18 protein-coding genes are annotated in these 15,826 nt (G+C 59.8%); 11 read left to right on the forward strand and 7 right to left on the reverse strand.

What is annotated here, in order from left to right; all coding sequences use genetic code 11:
• Positions 1–5: 5 nt before the first annotated feature.
• Positions 6–536, reverse strand: coding sequence for an arsenate reductase (azurin) small subunit (locus tag IAG39_RS07500; RefSeq protein WP_088590545.1), 531 nt, complete (start codon positions 534–536; stop codon positions 6–8).
• Positions 537–818: 282 nt separating this feature from the next.
• On the opposite strand from IAG39_RS07500, the gene IAG39_RS07505 reads away from it, so the two are divergent.
• From IAG39_RS07505 to IAG39_RS07525, 5 genes are all read left to right on the forward strand, one after another.
• Positions 819–1,586 (forward strand): PhnD/SsuA/transferrin family substrate-binding protein, encoded by a 768-nt coding sequence (locus tag IAG39_RS07505; RefSeq protein ID WP_234818383.1) that lies wholly within the window; start codon positions 819–821, stop codon positions 1,584–1,586.
• On the forward strand, positions 1,583–3,100 hold the full coding sequence (locus IAG39_RS07510) for a sensor histidine kinase (protein WP_088590547.1): 1,518 nt from the start codon (positions 1,583–1,585) through the stop codon (positions 3,098–3,100). Before IAG39_RS07505 ends, IAG39_RS07510 begins: the two co-directional genes overlap by 4 nt.
• 17 nt (positions 3,101–3,117) lie before the next feature.
• Positions 3,118–4,446 carry a sigma-54-dependent transcriptional regulator gene (locus tag IAG39_RS07515; protein WP_118932908.1) on the forward strand — a complete coding sequence of 443 codons (1,329 nt, stop codon included), beginning with the start codon at positions 3,118–3,120 and terminating at the stop codon, positions 4,444–4,446.
• Positions 4,447–4,479: 33 nt separating this feature from the next.
• Entirely contained in the window at positions 4,480–4,971 is a 492-nt protein-coding gene (locus IAG39_RS07520) for a MarR family winged helix-turn-helix transcriptional regulator (RefSeq protein ID WP_088590549.1), read from the forward strand.
• A gap of 105 nt (positions 4,972–5,076) precedes the next feature.
• Positions 5,077–6,354, forward strand: a complete 1,278-nt coding sequence (locus IAG39_RS07525; RefSeq protein ID WP_088590550.1) for an FAD-dependent oxidoreductase — start codon at positions 5,077–5,079, stop codon at positions 6,352–6,354.
• 87 nt (positions 6,355–6,441) lie between these two features.
• On the opposite strand, the gene IAG39_RS07530 is transcribed toward IAG39_RS07525, so the two are convergent.
• From IAG39_RS07530 to IAG39_RS07555, 6 genes are all read right to left on the reverse strand, one after another.
• Positions 6,442–6,861, reverse strand: a complete 420-nt coding sequence (locus IAG39_RS07530; protein ID WP_223283383.1) for a universal stress protein — start codon at positions 6,859–6,861, stop codon at positions 6,442–6,444.
• 192 nt (positions 6,862–7,053) lie between these two features.
• Positions 7,054–7,806, reverse strand: a complete 753-nt coding sequence (gene arsH / locus IAG39_RS07535; RefSeq protein WP_088590551.1) for an arsenical resistance protein ArsH — start codon at positions 7,804–7,806, stop codon at positions 7,054–7,056.
• A gap of 10 nt (positions 7,807–7,816) precedes the next feature.
• Positions 7,817–9,016 carry an MFS transporter gene (locus tag IAG39_RS07540; protein ID WP_205736601.1) on the reverse strand — a complete coding sequence of 400 codons (1,200 nt, stop codon included), beginning with the start codon at positions 9,014–9,016 and terminating at the stop codon, positions 7,817–7,819.
• 60 nt (positions 9,017–9,076) lie between these two features.
• Positions 9,077–9,502: an arsenate reductase (glutaredoxin) gene (gene arsC / locus IAG39_RS07545; RefSeq protein WP_088590553.1), complete on the reverse strand. Its 426-nt coding sequence runs from the start codon at positions 9,500–9,502 to the stop codon at positions 9,077–9,079.
• Positions 9,503–9,510: 8 nt separating this feature from the next.
• On the reverse strand, positions 9,511–10,596 hold the full coding sequence (locus IAG39_RS07550) for an ArsO family NAD(P)H-dependent flavin-containing monooxygenase (protein WP_118932907.1): 1,086 nt from the start codon (positions 10,594–10,596) through the stop codon (positions 9,511–9,513).
• Positions 10,596–10,919 carry an ArsR/SmtB family transcription factor gene (locus tag IAG39_RS07555; protein ID WP_088590555.1) on the reverse strand — a complete coding sequence of 108 codons (324 nt, stop codon included), beginning with the start codon at positions 10,917–10,919 and terminating at the stop codon, positions 10,596–10,598. The genes IAG39_RS07550 and IAG39_RS07555 overlap by 1 nt, the downstream gene beginning before the upstream one ends.
• 111 nt (positions 10,920–11,030) lie before the next feature.
• On the opposite strand from IAG39_RS07555, the gene IAG39_RS07560 reads away from it, so the two are divergent.
• The 6 genes from IAG39_RS07560 to IAG39_RS07585 all read left to right on the forward strand — a co-directional run bounded on the left by IAG39_RS07560 (position 11,031) and on the right by IAG39_RS07585 (position 15,814).
• Entirely contained in the window at positions 11,031–11,480 is a 450-nt protein-coding gene (locus IAG39_RS07560) for an ArsR/SmtB family transcription factor (protein WP_118932906.1), read from the forward strand.
• Positions 11,481–11,580: 100 nt separating this feature from the next.
• Complete coding sequence (gene pstS, locus IAG39_RS07565; RefSeq protein ID WP_088590557.1) at positions 11,581–12,603, forward strand: phosphate ABC transporter substrate-binding protein PstS; 1,023 nt, start codon at positions 11,581–11,583, stop codon at positions 12,601–12,603.
• A gap of 96 nt (positions 12,604–12,699) precedes the next feature.
• A complete protein-coding gene (pstC, locus tag IAG39_RS07570; RefSeq protein WP_088590558.1) occupies positions 12,700–13,689 on the forward strand; it encodes a phosphate ABC transporter permease subunit PstC in 990 nt (329 codons plus the stop codon).
• Positions 13,686–14,546 carry a phosphate ABC transporter permease PstA gene (gene pstA, locus IAG39_RS07575; RefSeq protein WP_118932905.1) on the forward strand — a complete coding sequence of 287 codons (861 nt, stop codon included), beginning with the start codon at positions 13,686–13,688 and terminating at the stop codon, positions 14,544–14,546. Before pstC ends, pstA begins: the two co-directional genes overlap by 4 nt.
• Before the next feature lie 67 nt (positions 14,547–14,613).
• Positions 14,614–15,390, forward strand: coding sequence for a phosphate ABC transporter ATP-binding protein PstB (gene pstB, locus IAG39_RS07580; protein WP_191295212.1), 777 nt, complete (start codon positions 14,614–14,616; stop codon positions 15,388–15,390).
• 61 nt (positions 15,391–15,451) lie between these two features.
• The gene (locus tag IAG39_RS07585; RefSeq protein WP_165867852.1) at positions 15,452–15,814 is read left to right on the forward strand and encodes an ArsR/SmtB family transcription factor; all 363 of its coding nucleotides are present in this window, start codon (positions 15,452–15,454) and stop codon (positions 15,812–15,814) included.
• Positions 15,815–15,826 lie beyond the last annotated feature (12 nt).

Raw genomic sequence — 15,826 nt, forward strand, 5'->3', positions numbered from 1 at the left:
CCGACTTACAGAATGTTGGCCTGGCGGCCGTAGATCAAGCCTTCGACCCCAACCGCGGATATCCCGTCCGAACTGGCGTCATAGCGCAGCAGAATCCGTGGGAGGTTTTCGGTGGCTTGCCCGCAGATCATCTGGCCTGCCTTCTCGGCGTCAAACTCGCTGAAGTGGCACGGGCACTTGAACGTTTTTGTTTTGTTGTCGAAAACTGTGGGGCAGCCCATATGCGTGCACATCGTGCTGTACGCGACGATGTCGTGGTCAGGGCCAACGCCGCCGGGAACGGGATGCCCGAGCTTCACAGCGGTACACGGCGAGGCAGCGTCGGGATAGGCGAACTGCAGGGGCGTGTCGGCCGTGAGCTTCTGCGCGACGGCGATGGACTTCACGGGGTAGGGCAGCGTGGTTCCGGTGTGCGGCGCCGTGGCCGGTTGGGCTTGGGCGGGCATGATCGGGATGAGTGTTGCGGCAGCAACAGCACCGCCCGTTCCGCTCAACTTGAGGAATCCGCGCCGGGTAAGGATTTGTGGCTCTGACATGTCGATATTTCCTATTGAAACGAAATGACGGCTTCAGTACTCTGTAGAGCGATAAGCAAAGGGCATGCCAAGTGTCTCTGGCATTGCCCTACACAGGAGGAGACCAAGACCATGGGCACAACGCGATGCCGGAGAGGTAACGTCCAGGCGCCCCAACAGGGGCTGGCGTTACCGTTCGGTAACCGCCGCAGCTTTCTCGCGGCCGGCGTAGCGTCTATCGCGGCCTGTACCTTGCCGCGCAACGCAGCGGCGTCCGCGCCGCTTAGGTTAGGCACGACCGCGGTGTTCCTGGACGACCAGCTCCAACTGCTGGATATCTGGCGGGCCGATCTTCAAGCAGCGCTTAAGCAGGACATTCAGTTCGTCCAACGACGCAGCTACGGGGAAATCGTGGACCTGCTGTTGCGCGGCCAGATCGACGCGGCATGGATCTGTGGCTACCCTTACGTCTTGAACGCCGACAAGCTCAAGCTGCTGGTGGTGCCGCAGTACCAAGGCAAACCGCAGTACCGGTCGTACCTGATCGTGCCCAAGGAGGACCGAAGCACGGCAGGAATTGCAGACTTGCGCGAACGGGTCTTCGCCTACAGCGACCCACTTTCTAATTCCGGCTTTCTGGTGCCTCGGACGGAACTGCTTGCCGAGCATCAGGACCCGCTACGGTTTTTCAGCAAGGCTTTCTTCACCTTTGCGCACAGCAAAGTTGTGGAGGCGGTCGCGGCGGGGCTGGCCAGCGGCGGGGCGGTCGATGGATACGTCTGGGACAGCATTGCGTCGCAACATGGCGCGCGCGCCGCCGGCACCCGCGTCGCATGGCGATCCCCGGAATATGGGTTTCCGCCCGTCGTGGTCGGCGAGCATGTTGCCGACGACACCGCGCTTGCGCTGCGCGATGCTTTGCTCCAGATGCACGCGCGTTCGGATGGCCGCTTGATACTCAAGCGCCTATTCCTCGATCGGTTTGTTGAGGGGCCCGATAGCCTGTACGACGGCATCCGTGGGTTGGTGCGCACGTCAGCGGGCGAAAACCCGGCACGAGATTCTGCATGAAGTCGGCCCGTTGGAACCCCTGGTCCAGAATCAGCTATCGCTACAAGGTGCCGTTGGCCTTGGCCGCCGCGATCGTGGTAACGGAACTGGTGGTTACCGCGACGCTGATGCGAACCGCTTACGTCGGCATGCTGCGAGACACGCGGCAAAGCGCGATGGCGTTAACGCAGGTTTTATCCTTGTCGGTGCGCGAACCCTTGATGCGTGACGATCTGTGGCGGGTCTACGAGGCGTTGCGCATACCGCTCACGGCAGGAGATGGCGCCCCAGGCTTGCGGTCGATCATTGTGCTGGACCCCGGCTTGCATGTGTATGCGTCATCCGATCCGCATCGCTATCCGGTGCTGACGCCCGGCGCCGGTTTGCCCGCCGAGCTGGCTGCTGCGGCGCAAACCCTGCGTGACGATCCGCGCACCTTTGTATTCAATACCCCCGATAGCCTGGACGCCACGTTGGCAGTCGCCGGCGCCGCAGTTGTGTCGGAAGATGCGGGATTGGCTGGATACGTGCTGGCGTCTTACGACGCTAGCATCTGGCGCCAGCGCCTGTACGACCTGGTCAGCCAGGTGCTGCTGGTCAGCATTCCCGGGCTGCTGTTGCTACTGGCGCTGGGCTGGTTATGGGGAAACCGCATCGCACGGCCGCTGCTGTCTTTGGCCCAGGCGACTCAGCGTGTCGGGCGCGAACCGGCGGCCAACATCGGACTTTCCTTGCGCAAGGAAGGAAGCGACGAAATCGCGGTGTTGGGGCGCAGCTTTGCATCCATGCTGACGCAACTGGAACGACAGGAAGCGCTTGAACAGGAAATCATTGCCGCCGAACGGCTGGCAGCGGTAGGCCGAGTGGCTGCCGGGGTCGCGCACGAGATCAATAACCCGCTTGGCGGCATGCTCAACGCGTTGGATACCTTGGAAAAGCACGGTTCCTACGATGAATTAACCCAAAGAACAGTCGGCCTGACGCGACGGGGCTTGATGCAGATTCGACGTACCGTCGGCGCCTTGCTGGTGGAAGCACGCCTGGATTCGTCCTTCATGCACACAACGGATTGGCAGGACCTGCGCCTCTTGATCGAGCCCGAATTGTCAGAGAAGAACGCCACGCTGCTGTGGGACGTCACCACCCGGGACGAATTGCCGCTGCCCGCGCATCTGGTGCGCCAGATGGTCTTGAACCTGCTCATCAACGCAAAGAACGCCGTGGAGCGCGGCGGGAGCGTCAGCTGCACCGTGACCGGAACCGCCGACCGCCTTTCAGTAGAAATAGCAAATTCCGGGCAGCACATTCCACACGATGTGCTGCCCCATTTGTTTGAGCCTTACCGGGTAGATGCCCGGGGAGCGGGGCGGGCAGAGGGCCGCTCCCGCGGACTGGGCCTGTGGGTGACTTACCAAATCGTCACGCAATTGCAAGGCACGATCGAAGTGATAAGCGAAGAAGGCTATACCGCCTTCACCATCACACTGCCTTGCGGCGCACCCATTGAAAAAACGAACTTGGAGCTGACGCCGTGATACAGCCATATGTCTGTTTGATCGAAGACGACGCCATCATGGGCGAATCCATTGTGGAAAGGTTTCGTCTGGAGGGAATCCGTGCCGACTGGTTTTCCAAGGCGTATGAGGCAAGGGATGCCATCCACGCCAATGCCTATGGCGTGGTGATCAGCGATGTCCGCCTGCCAGACTTGGATGGCGACGAACTTTATCTACAGTTGGTGGCGCAGGGCGGTACGTTGCCACCGTTCATCCTGATGACGGCCTATGCCACGGTGGAAAGGGCCGTGGATTTGCTGAAGCTCGGCGTCAAGGACTACGTGACCAAGCCTTTTGACATCGCGACGCTGATCCAGACCGTGCGCGATGTTGTCCCGGCGCAGGCCTCGCCGGAAAGCGATACGGAACTAGGGGTGTCGCAGGCGGCCCAGAATCTACGCCGCATGGTGCCCCGGCTGGCGGGCCGTGCGTCGGCCGTCCTGTTGGTTGGAGAGTCAGGGGTTGGCAAAGAGGTATTGGCACGACTGATCCACAGCCAGGCGGGGCCGGACCTTACCGCGCGGCCGTTCGTAGCCGTGAACTGCGGCGCCATTGCCTCCACCATCGCCGAAGCGGAATTCTTCGGCTATGAAAAGGGGGCTTATACCGGTGCGGACAAGCTGCGCAAGGGTTACTTCGAACAAGCTGACGGCGGCACGCTGTTCCTGGATGAAGTCGGAGAGCTATCGCCGGCGCTGCAAGGCGCGCTGTTGCGGGCGATACAGGAAAAGCGTGTCCGCCGACTGGGTGCCGAGCACGACACCCACACCAAGTTCGACCTGGTCTGCGCCACCAACCGAAACCTGGCCGAGATGGTCAGCGCCAAGTTGTTCAGGGAAGACCTTTACTACCGGATCAACACCGTCACCCTTGAGGTGAAGCCGCTGCGCGATCGGCCTGAAGACATCCTCTGGCTGGCCAAACGGTTTGCCACCAGCATCGCCGAGCGCCTGGGAGAGCCTGCAAAAACCCTGCACCCGTTGTCGCTGGCCAAGATGCAGGCGTACCCCTGGCCGGGCAATATCCGCGAATTGCATAACCGGATCGAACGCGCCTGTCTGGTCAGTCAGTCCAGCGTCTTGTTGCCGGGGGACATCTTTCCTGAAGGTCCGGACGGCGACCATTTTCACGATGAGCCGCAAGTTGGGGAAGAGGCCACGCTCAACGCCTACCAACAGGTCTGTGAGCGGCTGTACATCGAAGAGGTGTTGCGCCGGCACGGCGGCCGCATTCAAGAAACGGCCGACGTCTTGAGCATATCCAGGAAGAACCTATGGCAAAAAATGAAGCGCTACGGTATTGACCTGAAGCGCCGAAGCGAATAACGTTGGTATCAACAACTAATTTGGCCACCAAGAATGAATTCAACAAGAACGCGTCTGGCCAGTCGGGACGCCGAAGCGCTCTATGAAGCGGTGAACCAGCTGATCAGGGTCCATCAGTTCCGCGATCGCGATCGCATTTGTTGCTATGACGTGTCCGTGGCGCAGTGCTATGCCTTGGAAACCCTGGTCAAGCAAGGGCCGCTGCGGTTGCAGGCGCTTGCGCAGGTGATGTTCCTGGACAAGAGCACGGCCAGCCGAATTGTTGATTCGCTGGAACGCAAGGGCTACGTCACAAGGATCGAAGATGCCGCCGACCGCCGGGCGGTGCAGCTTGAGCCGACCGCGGCGGGGCGCAAGCTGTATCAGACCATTCGGGCGGATCTGGTTGCCGAAGAATTTGCCATGATCGAACACATGAAGCCCGAGGTCCTGGAGGCATCGCTTGATCTGCTGCGGCAGTTGACGCGCGCCGCACAAGCACGTTGTGGCGTCGCCTCGACGTGTGCCGTGGAGTTTGAGCCGTAGAGTCCAAGCCGTAGAAATTGCGGCTTTTTTTTAAGCAAATAGTTGCTAGTACCAATTAAATACGGCTTCGGCCGTGTCCCAACCCCATGAAGAGAGGTACCTGGAATGCGCATCAATGACCACCCCGTCGCAATCATCGGAGCCGGCCCCGTCGGGCTGAGCGCCGCCGCTCATCTGCTGGACAGAGGCATACCCTTCGTCGTATTTGAAGCAGGAGACCAGGCTGGGGCAAGTTTGAGCCGGTGGAGACATGTACGGATGTTCTCTCCGTGGGGCTACAACATCGATAAGAAAGCTGGCGAGTTGCTCGCGCAGTCGGGGTGGGTTGCCCCGCCCAGTGACGCTTATCCCACCGGACACGAATTGCTGACGCAGTATTTGCAGCCCTTGTCGGAAGTGCAGTTGATCAATCGCTGCCTGAGAACCCATCACCGGGTGTTGGCTGTCAGCCGCGTCGGGCACGATGTCATGAGGAGCCATGATCGGGCTGTCGCACCTTTCCTGCTGAGAGTCAGCGGACCCCACGGCGAGCGGGATGTCCTGGCGCGGGCCGTTATCGATGCCTCTGGTACCTACAACACACCAAACTGGATGGGCGCGCACGGCATCCCGGCCTTGGGAGAAGAGCGGTTCGCGGCCCAGATCGCCTATGGCATTCCCGACATTCTGGGAGACGCCCGGCAGCGATACGCCAATCGTCGAGTGTTGGTGATTGGCGGGGGCCATTCCGCCTTCAATGCGCTTCAGGACCTGGTGGAACTGGCCAGCATCGAACCTGGTACACGGGTTTATTGGGCGATCCGCGGGGCTTCAACCGATCGGCTTTTCGGAGGCGGAGAAAATGACCAGCTTGAGGAGCGCGGCAGGTTGGGAACGACAGTCAAACAGCTTCTGGACGAGGGAAGGATAGTGCTTTTCACCGGCGTCGACGTTGACCGCGTGAGCGATTCCGACGAGGGCTTGACGGTTCACAGTGGCGTCAAGGCGCTTGCCCCCGTCGACGAGATTGTCGTCGCAACGGGATTTCGTCCCGACCTTCGCTTGATGGCGGAGCTTAGGCTCGAACTAGATCCTGCAACGCAAAGCCCTATCCGCTTGGCTCCAATGATCGACCCGAATGTGCATAGTTGCGGGACAGTTCGGCCCCATGGCGCCTCGGAACTGGGACATCCCGACGAGGGGGTGTTCGTCGTTGGAATGAAAAGCTATGGGCGTGCGCCTACGTTTCTAATGCTGACAGGCTATGAACAGGTCCGATCTGTTGTGGCCGCACTAGCCGGCGACTTGGAAGCTGCAAAACGAGTGGAGCTTGTGCTTCCTGAGACCGGTGTGTGCAACACGCAAGTTCGTCGTGCAAGCGCTGAAGCAAAGTGCTGCACCTAATCTGCAATTGTCATCGGAGGGGCGCAGGCGGAGGTTCAATCTGCGACCCCGCTGCCGATGAAAACGGTCCACGTCGACGAGGAGGTTTTAAGGAAGGATCAGGATGGCCACATCTGCGCGCCCTAAAAGCTCTTTGCACGGGACTCCCAGAATGGCGTTCTTGAGGCCGCCGCAGTGCGACTTGCCTGCGACGATTAGGTCGGCGTCCATCTCACGCCCGAATGCCAAAAGAGACTCAATAGAATCGCCCGCAAGGATATGAAGACGCGGCTGCAATTCGCGTTCTCGAGCTGCGGACAAGAGCGTAGCCCACTCGGTCCCAATCTGCTTATGCACATCAGCGAGGAATGACTCCTCGGATTCGCTCAAAAGCTTTTCCAGCTTTGGGCGCACTGCGAGGAACGTCAATGCAGCATGGTTGGCTTGTGCCAAGTCCAAGAGCGCCACCAACGATGGCCGACTCAGGTGTGCGAGGTCGAAATCCACCAGAATGCGCGTAAACATCATCTTCACCCATGAGGCCAGGCAACGTGATTCGCCAGCGTCCCTCAGGCTGATCGGAACGTCGATAGGCAGGATAACCGGTCCGATCCCACCCGCATTTCTTGAAAAGAACGGAAGCTATTCCGTATGTCCAGGTATATGGAAATAAAATCCGTTCGTCAAGTTGATGAAGATAAGGAGAGGAGGGCGTAAACCTTATTGGGTCTCCGTCTCATGCGTCATCGCTTCACGAGCCAGGCGTGCGATCTCCGCGGCCATGCCCTTGCGCTCGCTATATCGGTCCGTGAGATAGTCACTTCGGTCCCGCACCAGCAGTGTGAATTTATAGAGTTCTTCCATGACATCCACCACCCGGTCGTAGTAGGGCGAAGGCTTCATGCGGCCGGCTTCGTCAAACTCCTGAAACGCCTTGGCGACTGAGGACTGGTTCGGGATGGTTACCATGCGCATCCAGCGGCCCAGCACGCGCAAGGCGTTTACCGCGTTGAAGGATTGGGACCCGCCCGAAACCTGCATAACCGCAAGCGTGCGGCCCTGTGTCGGCCGCACACTACCCGTCTCCAGCGGCAACCAGTCGATCTGACTCTTGAACACACCCGTAAGCGTGCCGTGCCGCTCGGGGCTGCACCATACCTGCCCCTCGGACCACAGGGATAGTGCACGCAATTCAGCCACTTTTGGATGGTCCGCGGGAACACTATCGGGCAAAGGCAAGCCGCTCGGATCGAAAATCCGGGTCTCGGCGCCGAGCCGCGTCAAAATTCGCGCCGCCTCTTCAGTGAGCAACCGACTGTACGAGCGTTCACGCAGGGAACCGTACAGCAGCAGTATGCGGGGCGGATGCGTCGCGCCGGCCGTCAGCGACAGCTTGTCGTGCGTGGGGACGTCCAGCAAAGAGTCATCCAGGCTCGGAAGATCGAGGTCAGAGGGTGAAGAATACGTCGTCATTGCAATACACTCACTCGGGCAAAAATTGTAGTTTTGGGCGGCTGAGCCACGCTGCCAGCCAGAAGCTTGCGGCCAGTAATAACGCCACCACCAAGATTGAGACAAGCACTCCGTCGTAGGAGGAACCAATGGCCCAAAGGGCCGCGGCGCCCACCGGGGCGGCGGCGCGCGCAAATGTCATCGGCACGGTCAGGAGCCCGTTGATGGCTCCGTAGGCATGTCGGCTCAACATTTCAGGCACAACCATGCCACGAACGATCGTGAATATGCCGTTGGCTCCGCCGTAAACCACGCAGATTGCCGCGACGACAATGAAGTCCGTGTGCAAGTAGGCGAGGGCGCCAAAGGCGAGCGGGAAGACCGTCACCACCGCTGTACCCACCATTCGCATGGAGGCGCGTGCCGCGAAAATGCTCACGACGATTCGGCCCGCCACTTGGGCGGGGCCGATCAAAGCGATGGCTTGAACAACCGAAGCGGTGTCGATGCCTCGCTCGCGCAGCAAGGGGTACATATGGAACGTAAAGGCAGAGAACATGGCCGCGTATGCTGTCAGCGACAACAGCAGCGCCCAGAAAACAGGCCGACGCAGCGCTTCCTGAACAGCTACGCGATTTCTTTCGCGCTGTTCACCTGGATTGACGTTGTCGGTCGGCCTGGCATCTCGGGCAGGCTGAATAAAGAGCAGGTAGGCGCCGGTGCAGATGATTGCGTTGACCGCAGCTAGTGCGATCAATGCTTCACGCCAGCCCCATTGATTCAACAGCCATTGCACCAGCGGGATAAAGACAGTACTGGCAAAGCCACCCCATAGCGTCAGAGCGGTAATGCCCGCCCGTGAATGACCCGGACCCACGCGGCGCGCGATCACGGCGAAGGCCGGCTCGTAAAGCGTGGCTGCTTGCAACGCGCCCAGGGCTGCGACAAGGACGTAGAAAGCCGGCAGGGACGTCACTTGAGACCAAAGCAACAGCAACCCTCCCGCGAGCAGTGAGGAAAGGCCCATTACCCAACGACCGTGTCCACGATCAACCGCAACACCCACCGGATATGCGGCCAGCGCGGCGAGGATCAGCCCGAGCGTGGCAGCGCCGTATAGGTCGGGTTTGCTCCAGCCAAGCTCTTTGCCCATCGCCTCGGCAATCAACGGAAAGCTATAGTAGAGCGATCCCCAGGAACAGATCTGTCCTATCCCCAATGCTGTGACCAATCCGTGCGCCTTGTCGGATGGATGCACAGTGTCCGCGGCTGTCGAAGGACTTGGCATGGTTTAGCGCACGCGCTTTCCGCTGTCGTCGATGACCACTTCGCCATCTTCTTTGGTGAACGGGCCGCGCTGGGGAGCCTCGAGGATGTCCAATACCTCCTCGGAAGGCCGGCACAGGCGAACACCCGAAGGAGTCACGACAAACGGGCGGTTGATCAGAATGGGATGCGCCAGCATGGCGTCGATCAACGCATCATCGCTTAAGGATGCGTCGTCCAGCCCAAGCTCGAGATACGGCGTCCCCTTCTGGCGAATAGCGTCACGAACGGTCAAACCTGCTTGGGCGATCAGATCAACGAGGGTGGCGCGATCCGGCGGCGTTTGTAGATATTCGATAACTTGCGGTTCGATCCCCGCGTTGCGTATCAGCGCTAGCGTGTTCCGGGAGGTTCCGCATTGGGGATTGTGGTAGATGGTAACGGTGCTCATATGTGTGATCAGGAGGTGAGGGAAAATGCGTTTTCAACAAAAGCGGCCACTTCGGCCGCAGTGGATTTGGCGGTTCGCATGACGCCAATGAGGGTAGCGGACGCAAAACCCGTCCATTCGCCATAACCGACGAGCCACAGGCCTGGAACATCGGCAACCTGCGTGCCAGAAACTCGAACTTTGCCATCGGGGTCGATGATGCCTAGTGCGGCAAGATGTGCCAATGCAGGCCGGAATCCGGTGCACCACACGACAGCGTCGACCACTGAAGAAGAACCGTCGGCCCACACGACGCCATCGCGCGTAAAGCGCGAGAATGGGCGAACCGATTGCAGTACTCCGCGCTCACGCGCCTTGCGCACGGGTGGGACCATGACCACATCACCAAATCCGCCTGGAAGGTCTTCGGGTTGCTCGCCCGACTGCATCGCCTGCCAACGCGCGGTAGCGCGTTCAAATAGAACCCGTCCATCAACGTCATCCGGCAGGAACAGCGGTTCGGTGGACGTCACCCACGTGGTTTGGGCGACCTCGGAAAGTTCTGCAAGGATCTGTGCTCCGGAATTACCGCCGCCAACGACCAACACGCGCTTGCCCGCGTAGGGGGCTGGCGATTGGTAGTGCGCGGAGTGGACCTGTTCGCCACGAAAGATGTCCCGGTCGTCGTACGGAGGGATGAATCGAGCGCTCCAGGTGCCTGTGGCGCTGATCACGGCCTTGGCATGCCAAGCGCCCTTGTCAGTTTCGACGAAAAATCCTGACTCCCGCTTGCTGATGGACGCAACTGCTACAGGCCGCTCCACCGTGAAGCCGTACCGTTGTTCATAGCGCGCGAGGTATTCAATAACCTGATCTCGCGCCGGGTAACCTTGTGTCGGGGGCATAGGCCAGCCGGGCAGGGAGCTCCACTGTGCGGGTGAGAACAGGTGCAACGATTCCCATCCATGCCGCCATGCACCGCCCGGACCCACGCCAGCGTCCAGAAGAATTACCTTCAAAGCGGTACGCCTGAGGAAGTAGGCAACGGCGAGGGCACTCTGGCCACCCCCAATAATGACCACATCCGCATGGCGGTCAGGAGCGATCTCAGACATCAGGCGTCCCTCAGATTTTCAGGGGAAGTGGGCGCTGGAATGCCGCTGCAGCATTCCGCGGTGAGATAGCTCACCAACTCGTTCATCAAATCGATATTCGCGCGGTAGCGCATGTACCGCCCCTCTTGCTCGACGGTGAGTAGACCTGATTGCGTCAGTGCCTTTAGATGAAACGACAGGTTAGTGGGCGGCAGGTTCAATTCCGCCGCGATCTGCCCCGCGACGCAGCCGACTGGGGCGGCGCGCACGAGAAGACGAAAGATGTCCAGGCGAACGCCGGAGGCAAGAGATTCAAAAACGCTTACGGCCGAGGTTTTATTCATTCGTCAATACTACAACAATAATTGAAGTGTTGAGAAGATAAATTTAGACTGTCATCGAATCGTCATATGACAAGCACAATATGTCGATAAATCAAGACATATGGACTTTATATGAAAACCCTCGATTGGCCCTCAGGGCGCCCGCAAGCCATGGTCTCAGCGCTCGCCTCTCCAATCGCCTCGGCAGCGAATGCAGCGGAAGCTGTCTCGGTGTTCACTGCGCTGAGCCACTCGACGCGCTTGGCCATTTTCCGGATGTTGATACGTCAGGAGCCGCGCGGAATGGATGCGGCGCAGATAGCTGCCGTCGTCGGCGGGCCGCGCAGCACGGTGTCGCAACACTTGGCCGGGCTTGCGAGAGCAGGCTTGATCGTCGGCAGTAGAACAGGCGAGGGCGTTCGCTATCGTGCGCGGCTCGGAGGCATCTACGGGCTACTTGAATTCATCCTGGAAGACTGCTGCGCGACACATGCGTGCGGCTGCTTGCCTGACGACGCCGAGCTTGTCATTGGCACGTCGGGACAGGACAGGCAGGAATTGGAGACTGTCATAAACCGTTAATGAATTTGATTCATTATTTCCATAAATCACGACAGACAGATGTGTTGTGACCAGGGAGTCAAACGGACTTCCTCAATGCACCCTCAAGTGGAGAATAAGCATGTTTGCACAGGCCAAAAGATACGCTGCCGGATTGGGCATTTCCTTCGCACTCGGCATGGTTTCAGCTCAGGCCGCGGATATCACCGGCGCCGGATCGACGTTCGTGTACCCGATCCTGTCGAAGTGGTCCGACACTTACAACACCAAGACGGGCAACAAGATCAACTACCAATCGATCGGTTCGGGCGGCGGTATCGCGCAGATCAAGGCTGGTACGGTCGACTTCGGCGCGTCTGACAAGCCCTTGCCCCCCAAGGAACTCGCTGAGGCGGGCTTGGGCCAGTTCCCGGTGGTTATCGGCGGCGTGGTTCCCGTCGTAAACATCGCCGGCATCGAGCCGGGCAAGCTGCGCTTCACCGGTCCCTTGCTCGCTGATATCTATCTGGGCAAGATCGAAAAATGGAATGACAAGGCAATCGCCGACCTGAACCCTGGCGTGAAGCTGCCCGACGCGAAGATCACGGTGGTGCATCGTTCGGACGGCTCGGGCACGACCTTCAATTGGGTCAACTACCTGTCCAAGATCAGCCCGGAATGGCAGACCAAGGTGGGTGAGGGCACGTCCGTGCGGTGGCCCGTTGGTGTGGGCGGCAAGGGCAACGAAGGCGTCGCCGCGTACGTGAAGCAGATCAAGAATTCGATCGGTTACGTTGAACTCGCGTACGCGCTGCAAAACAAGATGTCTTACGCGGCCGTCAAGAACTCGGACGGCAAGTTTGTCGTGCCCAGCGACAAGACGTTCCAATCCGCTGCCGCGCACGCCGACTGGAAGAACTCGCAGGATTTCCATCTGGTGATCACCAACGCGCCGGGTGACGACGCCTGGCCCATCGCGGCAACGGTGTTTGTCATGATGTACAAGCAGCCCAAGGACGCAGCGCGTACGGCCGCCACGCTGGACTTCTTCAAGTGGGCCCTGGAAAACGGCCAGCACGAAGCCGAGGCATTGGACTACGTGCCGCTGCCCAAGGAACTGGTTGCCCAGATCGAAGGCTACTGGGCCGCGCAGATCAAGCGTTGATCTTAGGGAGTCGGTCTCGCCCGGCGGCGCCTGCAGGATCGGCGCCGCCGGGCGAGACCGACGGCCAATTGGCTGCGTTCTTACAGGTTGACGTAAATGTCGAATAATCCGGGTCTTAACCCCGCGCTGGATTTCCAGGCCGAAGAGTCGCGATCGCGCCGCGATGCGTCTTCGGACAAGGTCTTTCGCCGCATTGTTGCCGTAGCCGGCATTTTTGTATTGGTGTCGCTGAGCGGGGCCGCGCTATCCATGCTGTGGGGAGGCAGGCTCGCCTTCAGCACCTTTGGGTTCGAATTTCTCTGGTCCAGTGATTGGGATGCGGTCAATCACAAGTTTGGCGCGTTGGTGCCGATCTACGGAACCTTGGTGACGGCGTTCATTGCGATGCTGATCGCGGTACCGGTCAGCTTCGGTATTGCGTATTACCTGACTGAAGTCGCGCCCAAGTGGCTGCGCCAGCCGGTAGCGTCGGCGATCGAACTGCTGGCGGGCATCCCGTCCATCATCTACGGCATGTGGGGCCTCTTCGTCTTCGTGCCGGTGATGGCTGAATACGTCAATCCGTGGCTTGACGAACACATCGGCACGCTGCCCTTCATCGGCGTGCTTTTTTCCGGTCCACCCCTGGGCATGGGCATGCTGACGGCCGGCATCGTGCTGGCCATCATGGTGGTGCCGTTCATCACATCCGTCATGCGGGAAGTGTTCCTGACGGTGCCTCGCCCATTGAAAGAGTCCGCCTACGCCCTGGGTTCCACCACCTGGGAAGTCGTCTGGAACATCGTCTTGCCACACACGCGCTCGGCGGTGATCGGCGGCGTATTCCTGGGGCTGGGCAGGGCGTTGGGCGAAACCATGGCGGTGACCTTTGTATTGGGTAACGCGCACCGGCTGACGCCCTCGTTGCTGGAGCCGGGCAATTCCATTGCGGCCACCATCGCTAACGAGTTCACCGAAGCCGACTCGGACATTTACCTGTCGTCGTTGATCGCCCTGGGCTTCCTGCTGTTTGTCGTGACTTTCGTTGTGCTGGCCATTGCCAAACTGATGCTCAACCGCCTCAACCGTCAGGAGGGAAGGCTATGACCCCGCAAGGCCTGCGTCTGCAACGCATGCGTACCGCGCGAAATCTGGTGTCGGTAGCGCTGTCGATGGCTGCGACCCTGTTTGGGCTGTTTTGGTTGATCTGGATCCTGTGGACCACGGCAACCAAGGGCTTCGCCGCGCTCAAGTGGGACCTGATCTTCAAGATGACGCCGCCGCCTGGCGCCGATGGGGGCTTGGCAAACGCCTTGTTTGGCAGCCTGTTGATGAGTGTGGTCGCAATTCTGCTCGGAACCCCCATCGGGATTGCCGCCGGAACGTACCTGGCGGAATACGTGAACAGCCATCGGATCGGCGCGGTGATCCGCTTCGTGAACGACATCCTGCTTTCTGCGCCTTCCATCGTGTTGGGCCTGTTCGTCTACGAACTGGTCGTCCGGCAAACGGGGCATTTCTCCGGCTGGGCGGGCGCCATCGCGTTGGCATTCATCGTTCTGCCGGTTGTGGTCCGTACCACCGACGAAATGCTGCAACTGGTGCCCAGCCAAATGCGCGAGGCTGCGCTGGCATTGGGGGTGCCCCAATGGAAAGTGACGGTTCAGGTCTTGTTCCGGGCGGCGTTGCCGGGCATCACAACCGGCGTGCTGTTGGCCCTGGCGCGCATCAGTGGTGAAACCGCGCCCTTGCTTTTCACGGCGTTGAACAACCAATACTGGAACGCGGACCTGAGCGCGCCGATGGCCAGCGTGCCCGCCGTCATTTTCCAATATGCAATGAGCCCCTACGAAAGCTGGCATGCGTTGGCCTGGGCTGGTGCCTTCGTCGTCACGATGTTCGTGCTCCTCCTGAGCCTGCTATCCCGCGCTATCTTGTCACGCAACAAGGTGAATCATGACTGAATTTGCTTTCCCGTCATCGGTATTGAACTCCTCGGCGGCCGGGGCCATTGCGGCCCGCAGCGCCTCCCTGGACAATCCGGCCACCGCGACGCAGCCTAAAGTGGTGACTCGCGACCTGTGCTTCTATTACAAGGGTGTCCAGGCGCTGAACAACGTCAATATCGAACTGGCTTCCAATCGCGTTACCGCGCTGATCGGCCCGTCCGGTTGCGGCAAGTCGACCCTTTTGCGTATCTTCAATCGTATCTACGCGATTTATCCAGGGTTGGAAGCGCGCGGCGAGGTTTTGCTCGACAACCAAAACATTCTGGACCCCGAGTATTCGATCAACCGCTTGCGTAGCAAGGTGGGGATGGTGTTCCAGAAACCGGTCCCGTTTCCGATGTCGATCTATGACAACGTCGCCTACGCAATCCGGCACTACGACCGCTTGCCCAAGGCCGAGATGGACGTCAGGGTGGAAGCGGCCTTGCGCAACGCCGCGCTCTGGGACGAGGTCAAGGACAAGCTGGAGCAGAACGCGCTGGGGCTGTCGGGCGGCCAGCAACAGCGGCTATGCATCGCCCGCGCAATTGCCCTGAGCCCCGACGTGTTGCTGCTGGATGAACCGACTTCCGCACTGGACCCGATCTCCACCGCAAAGATCGAACAGCTGATTGCCGAGCTGAAGAAGGACTACACCGTCCTGATCGTGACGCACAACATGCAACAGGCTGCGCGTTGCTCTGACTACACCGGGTTCATGTGCGCCGGCGAACTGGTCGAGATGGGCCGGACCGACGACCTGTTCACCAAACCGAAGCGTGAACAGACTTCCGACTACATCACCGGCCGCTTCGGCTAGCCATCACCCGCGACCCTACATTAGGGTTTACAGCTTTCTACTATTCCACTACAGTCGAACAATGGAAATGAAAGATGCTGTCAAAGCCCTCGCCGCGATCGGGCATGAATCGCGCCTTGCCGTCTACCGCCTGCTGGTCCAGGCGGGGCCGGAAGGTCTGCCTGCCGGCCAACTGTCCGAAAAGACGGGCATCCCCCCCTCATCGCTTTCTTTTCACTTGAAAGAGCTGGTGCATGCCGGCTTGTTGACGTCGCGGCAGGAAGGAAGGTTTGTCATCTATGAAGCTCGATTCGAGTCGATGGCGGAACTGTTGGCCTACCTGACTGATAACTGCTGCGGCGGCCAACCTTGTGCCCCGACAAGCGTCACCGCTTGTGACCCACCTGCAGCCGCTCGCGCGCGGCGCGTGAACAACCTCTCTTGAAGAGTCCGCATC

Origin of the sequence: Achromobacter xylosoxidans (genome assembly GCF_014490035.1) — a bacterium.
Taxonomy (GTDB): domain Bacteria; phylum Pseudomonadota; class Gammaproteobacteria; order Burkholderiales; family Burkholderiaceae_B; genus Achromobacter; species Achromobacter bronchisepticus_A.

Excerpts from the sequence above, each read along its gene's own strand:
- IAG39_RS07500 (WP_088590545.1), bottom strand. The coding sequence starts at position 536 with ATGTCAGAGCCACAAATCCTTACCCGGCGCGGATTCCTCAAGTTGAGC.
- IAG39_RS07510 (WP_088590547.1), top strand. The coding sequence starts at position 1,583 with ATGAAGTCGGCCCGTTGGAACCCCTGGTCCAGAATCAGCTATCGCTAC.
- IAG39_RS07520 (WP_088590549.1), top strand. The coding sequence starts at position 4,480 with ATGAATTCAACAAGAACGCGTCTGGCCAGTCGGGACGCCGAAGCGCTC.
- IAG39_RS07525 (WP_088590550.1), top strand. The coding sequence starts at position 5,077 with ATGCGCATCAATGACCACCCCGTCGCAATCATCGGAGCCGGCCCCGTC.
- IAG39_RS07530 (WP_223283383.1), bottom strand. The coding sequence starts at position 6,861 with ATGATGTTTACGCGCATTCTGGTGGATTTCGACCTCGCACACCTGAGT.
- arsH (WP_088590551.1), bottom strand. The coding sequence starts at position 7,806 with ATGACGACGTATTCTTCACCCTCTGACCTCGATCTTCCGAGCCTGGAT.
- arsC (WP_088590553.1), bottom strand. The coding sequence starts at position 9,502 with ATGAGCACCGTTACCATCTACCACAATCCCCAATGCGGAACCTCCCGG.
- IAG39_RS07550 (WP_118932907.1), bottom strand. The coding sequence starts at position 10,596 with ATGTCTGAGATCGCTCCTGACCGCCATGCGGATGTGGTCATTATTGGG.
- IAG39_RS07555 (WP_088590555.1), bottom strand. The coding sequence starts at position 10,919 with ATGAATAAAACCTCGGCCGTAAGCGTTTTTGAATCTCTTGCCTCCGGC.
- IAG39_RS07560 (WP_118932906.1), top strand. The coding sequence starts at position 11,031 with ATGAAAACCCTCGATTGGCCCTCAGGGCGCCCGCAAGCCATGGTCTCA.
- pstS (WP_088590557.1), top strand. The coding sequence starts at position 11,581 with ATGTTTGCACAGGCCAAAAGATACGCTGCCGGATTGGGCATTTCCTTC.
- pstC (WP_088590558.1), top strand. The coding sequence starts at position 12,700 with ATGTCGAATAATCCGGGTCTTAACCCCGCGCTGGATTTCCAGGCCGAA.
- pstA (WP_118932905.1), top strand. The coding sequence starts at position 13,686 with ATGACCCCGCAAGGCCTGCGTCTGCAACGCATGCGTACCGCGCGAAAT.
- IAG39_RS07585 (WP_165867852.1), top strand. The coding sequence starts at position 15,452 with ATGGAAATGAAAGATGCTGTCAAAGCCCTCGCCGCGATCGGGCATGAA.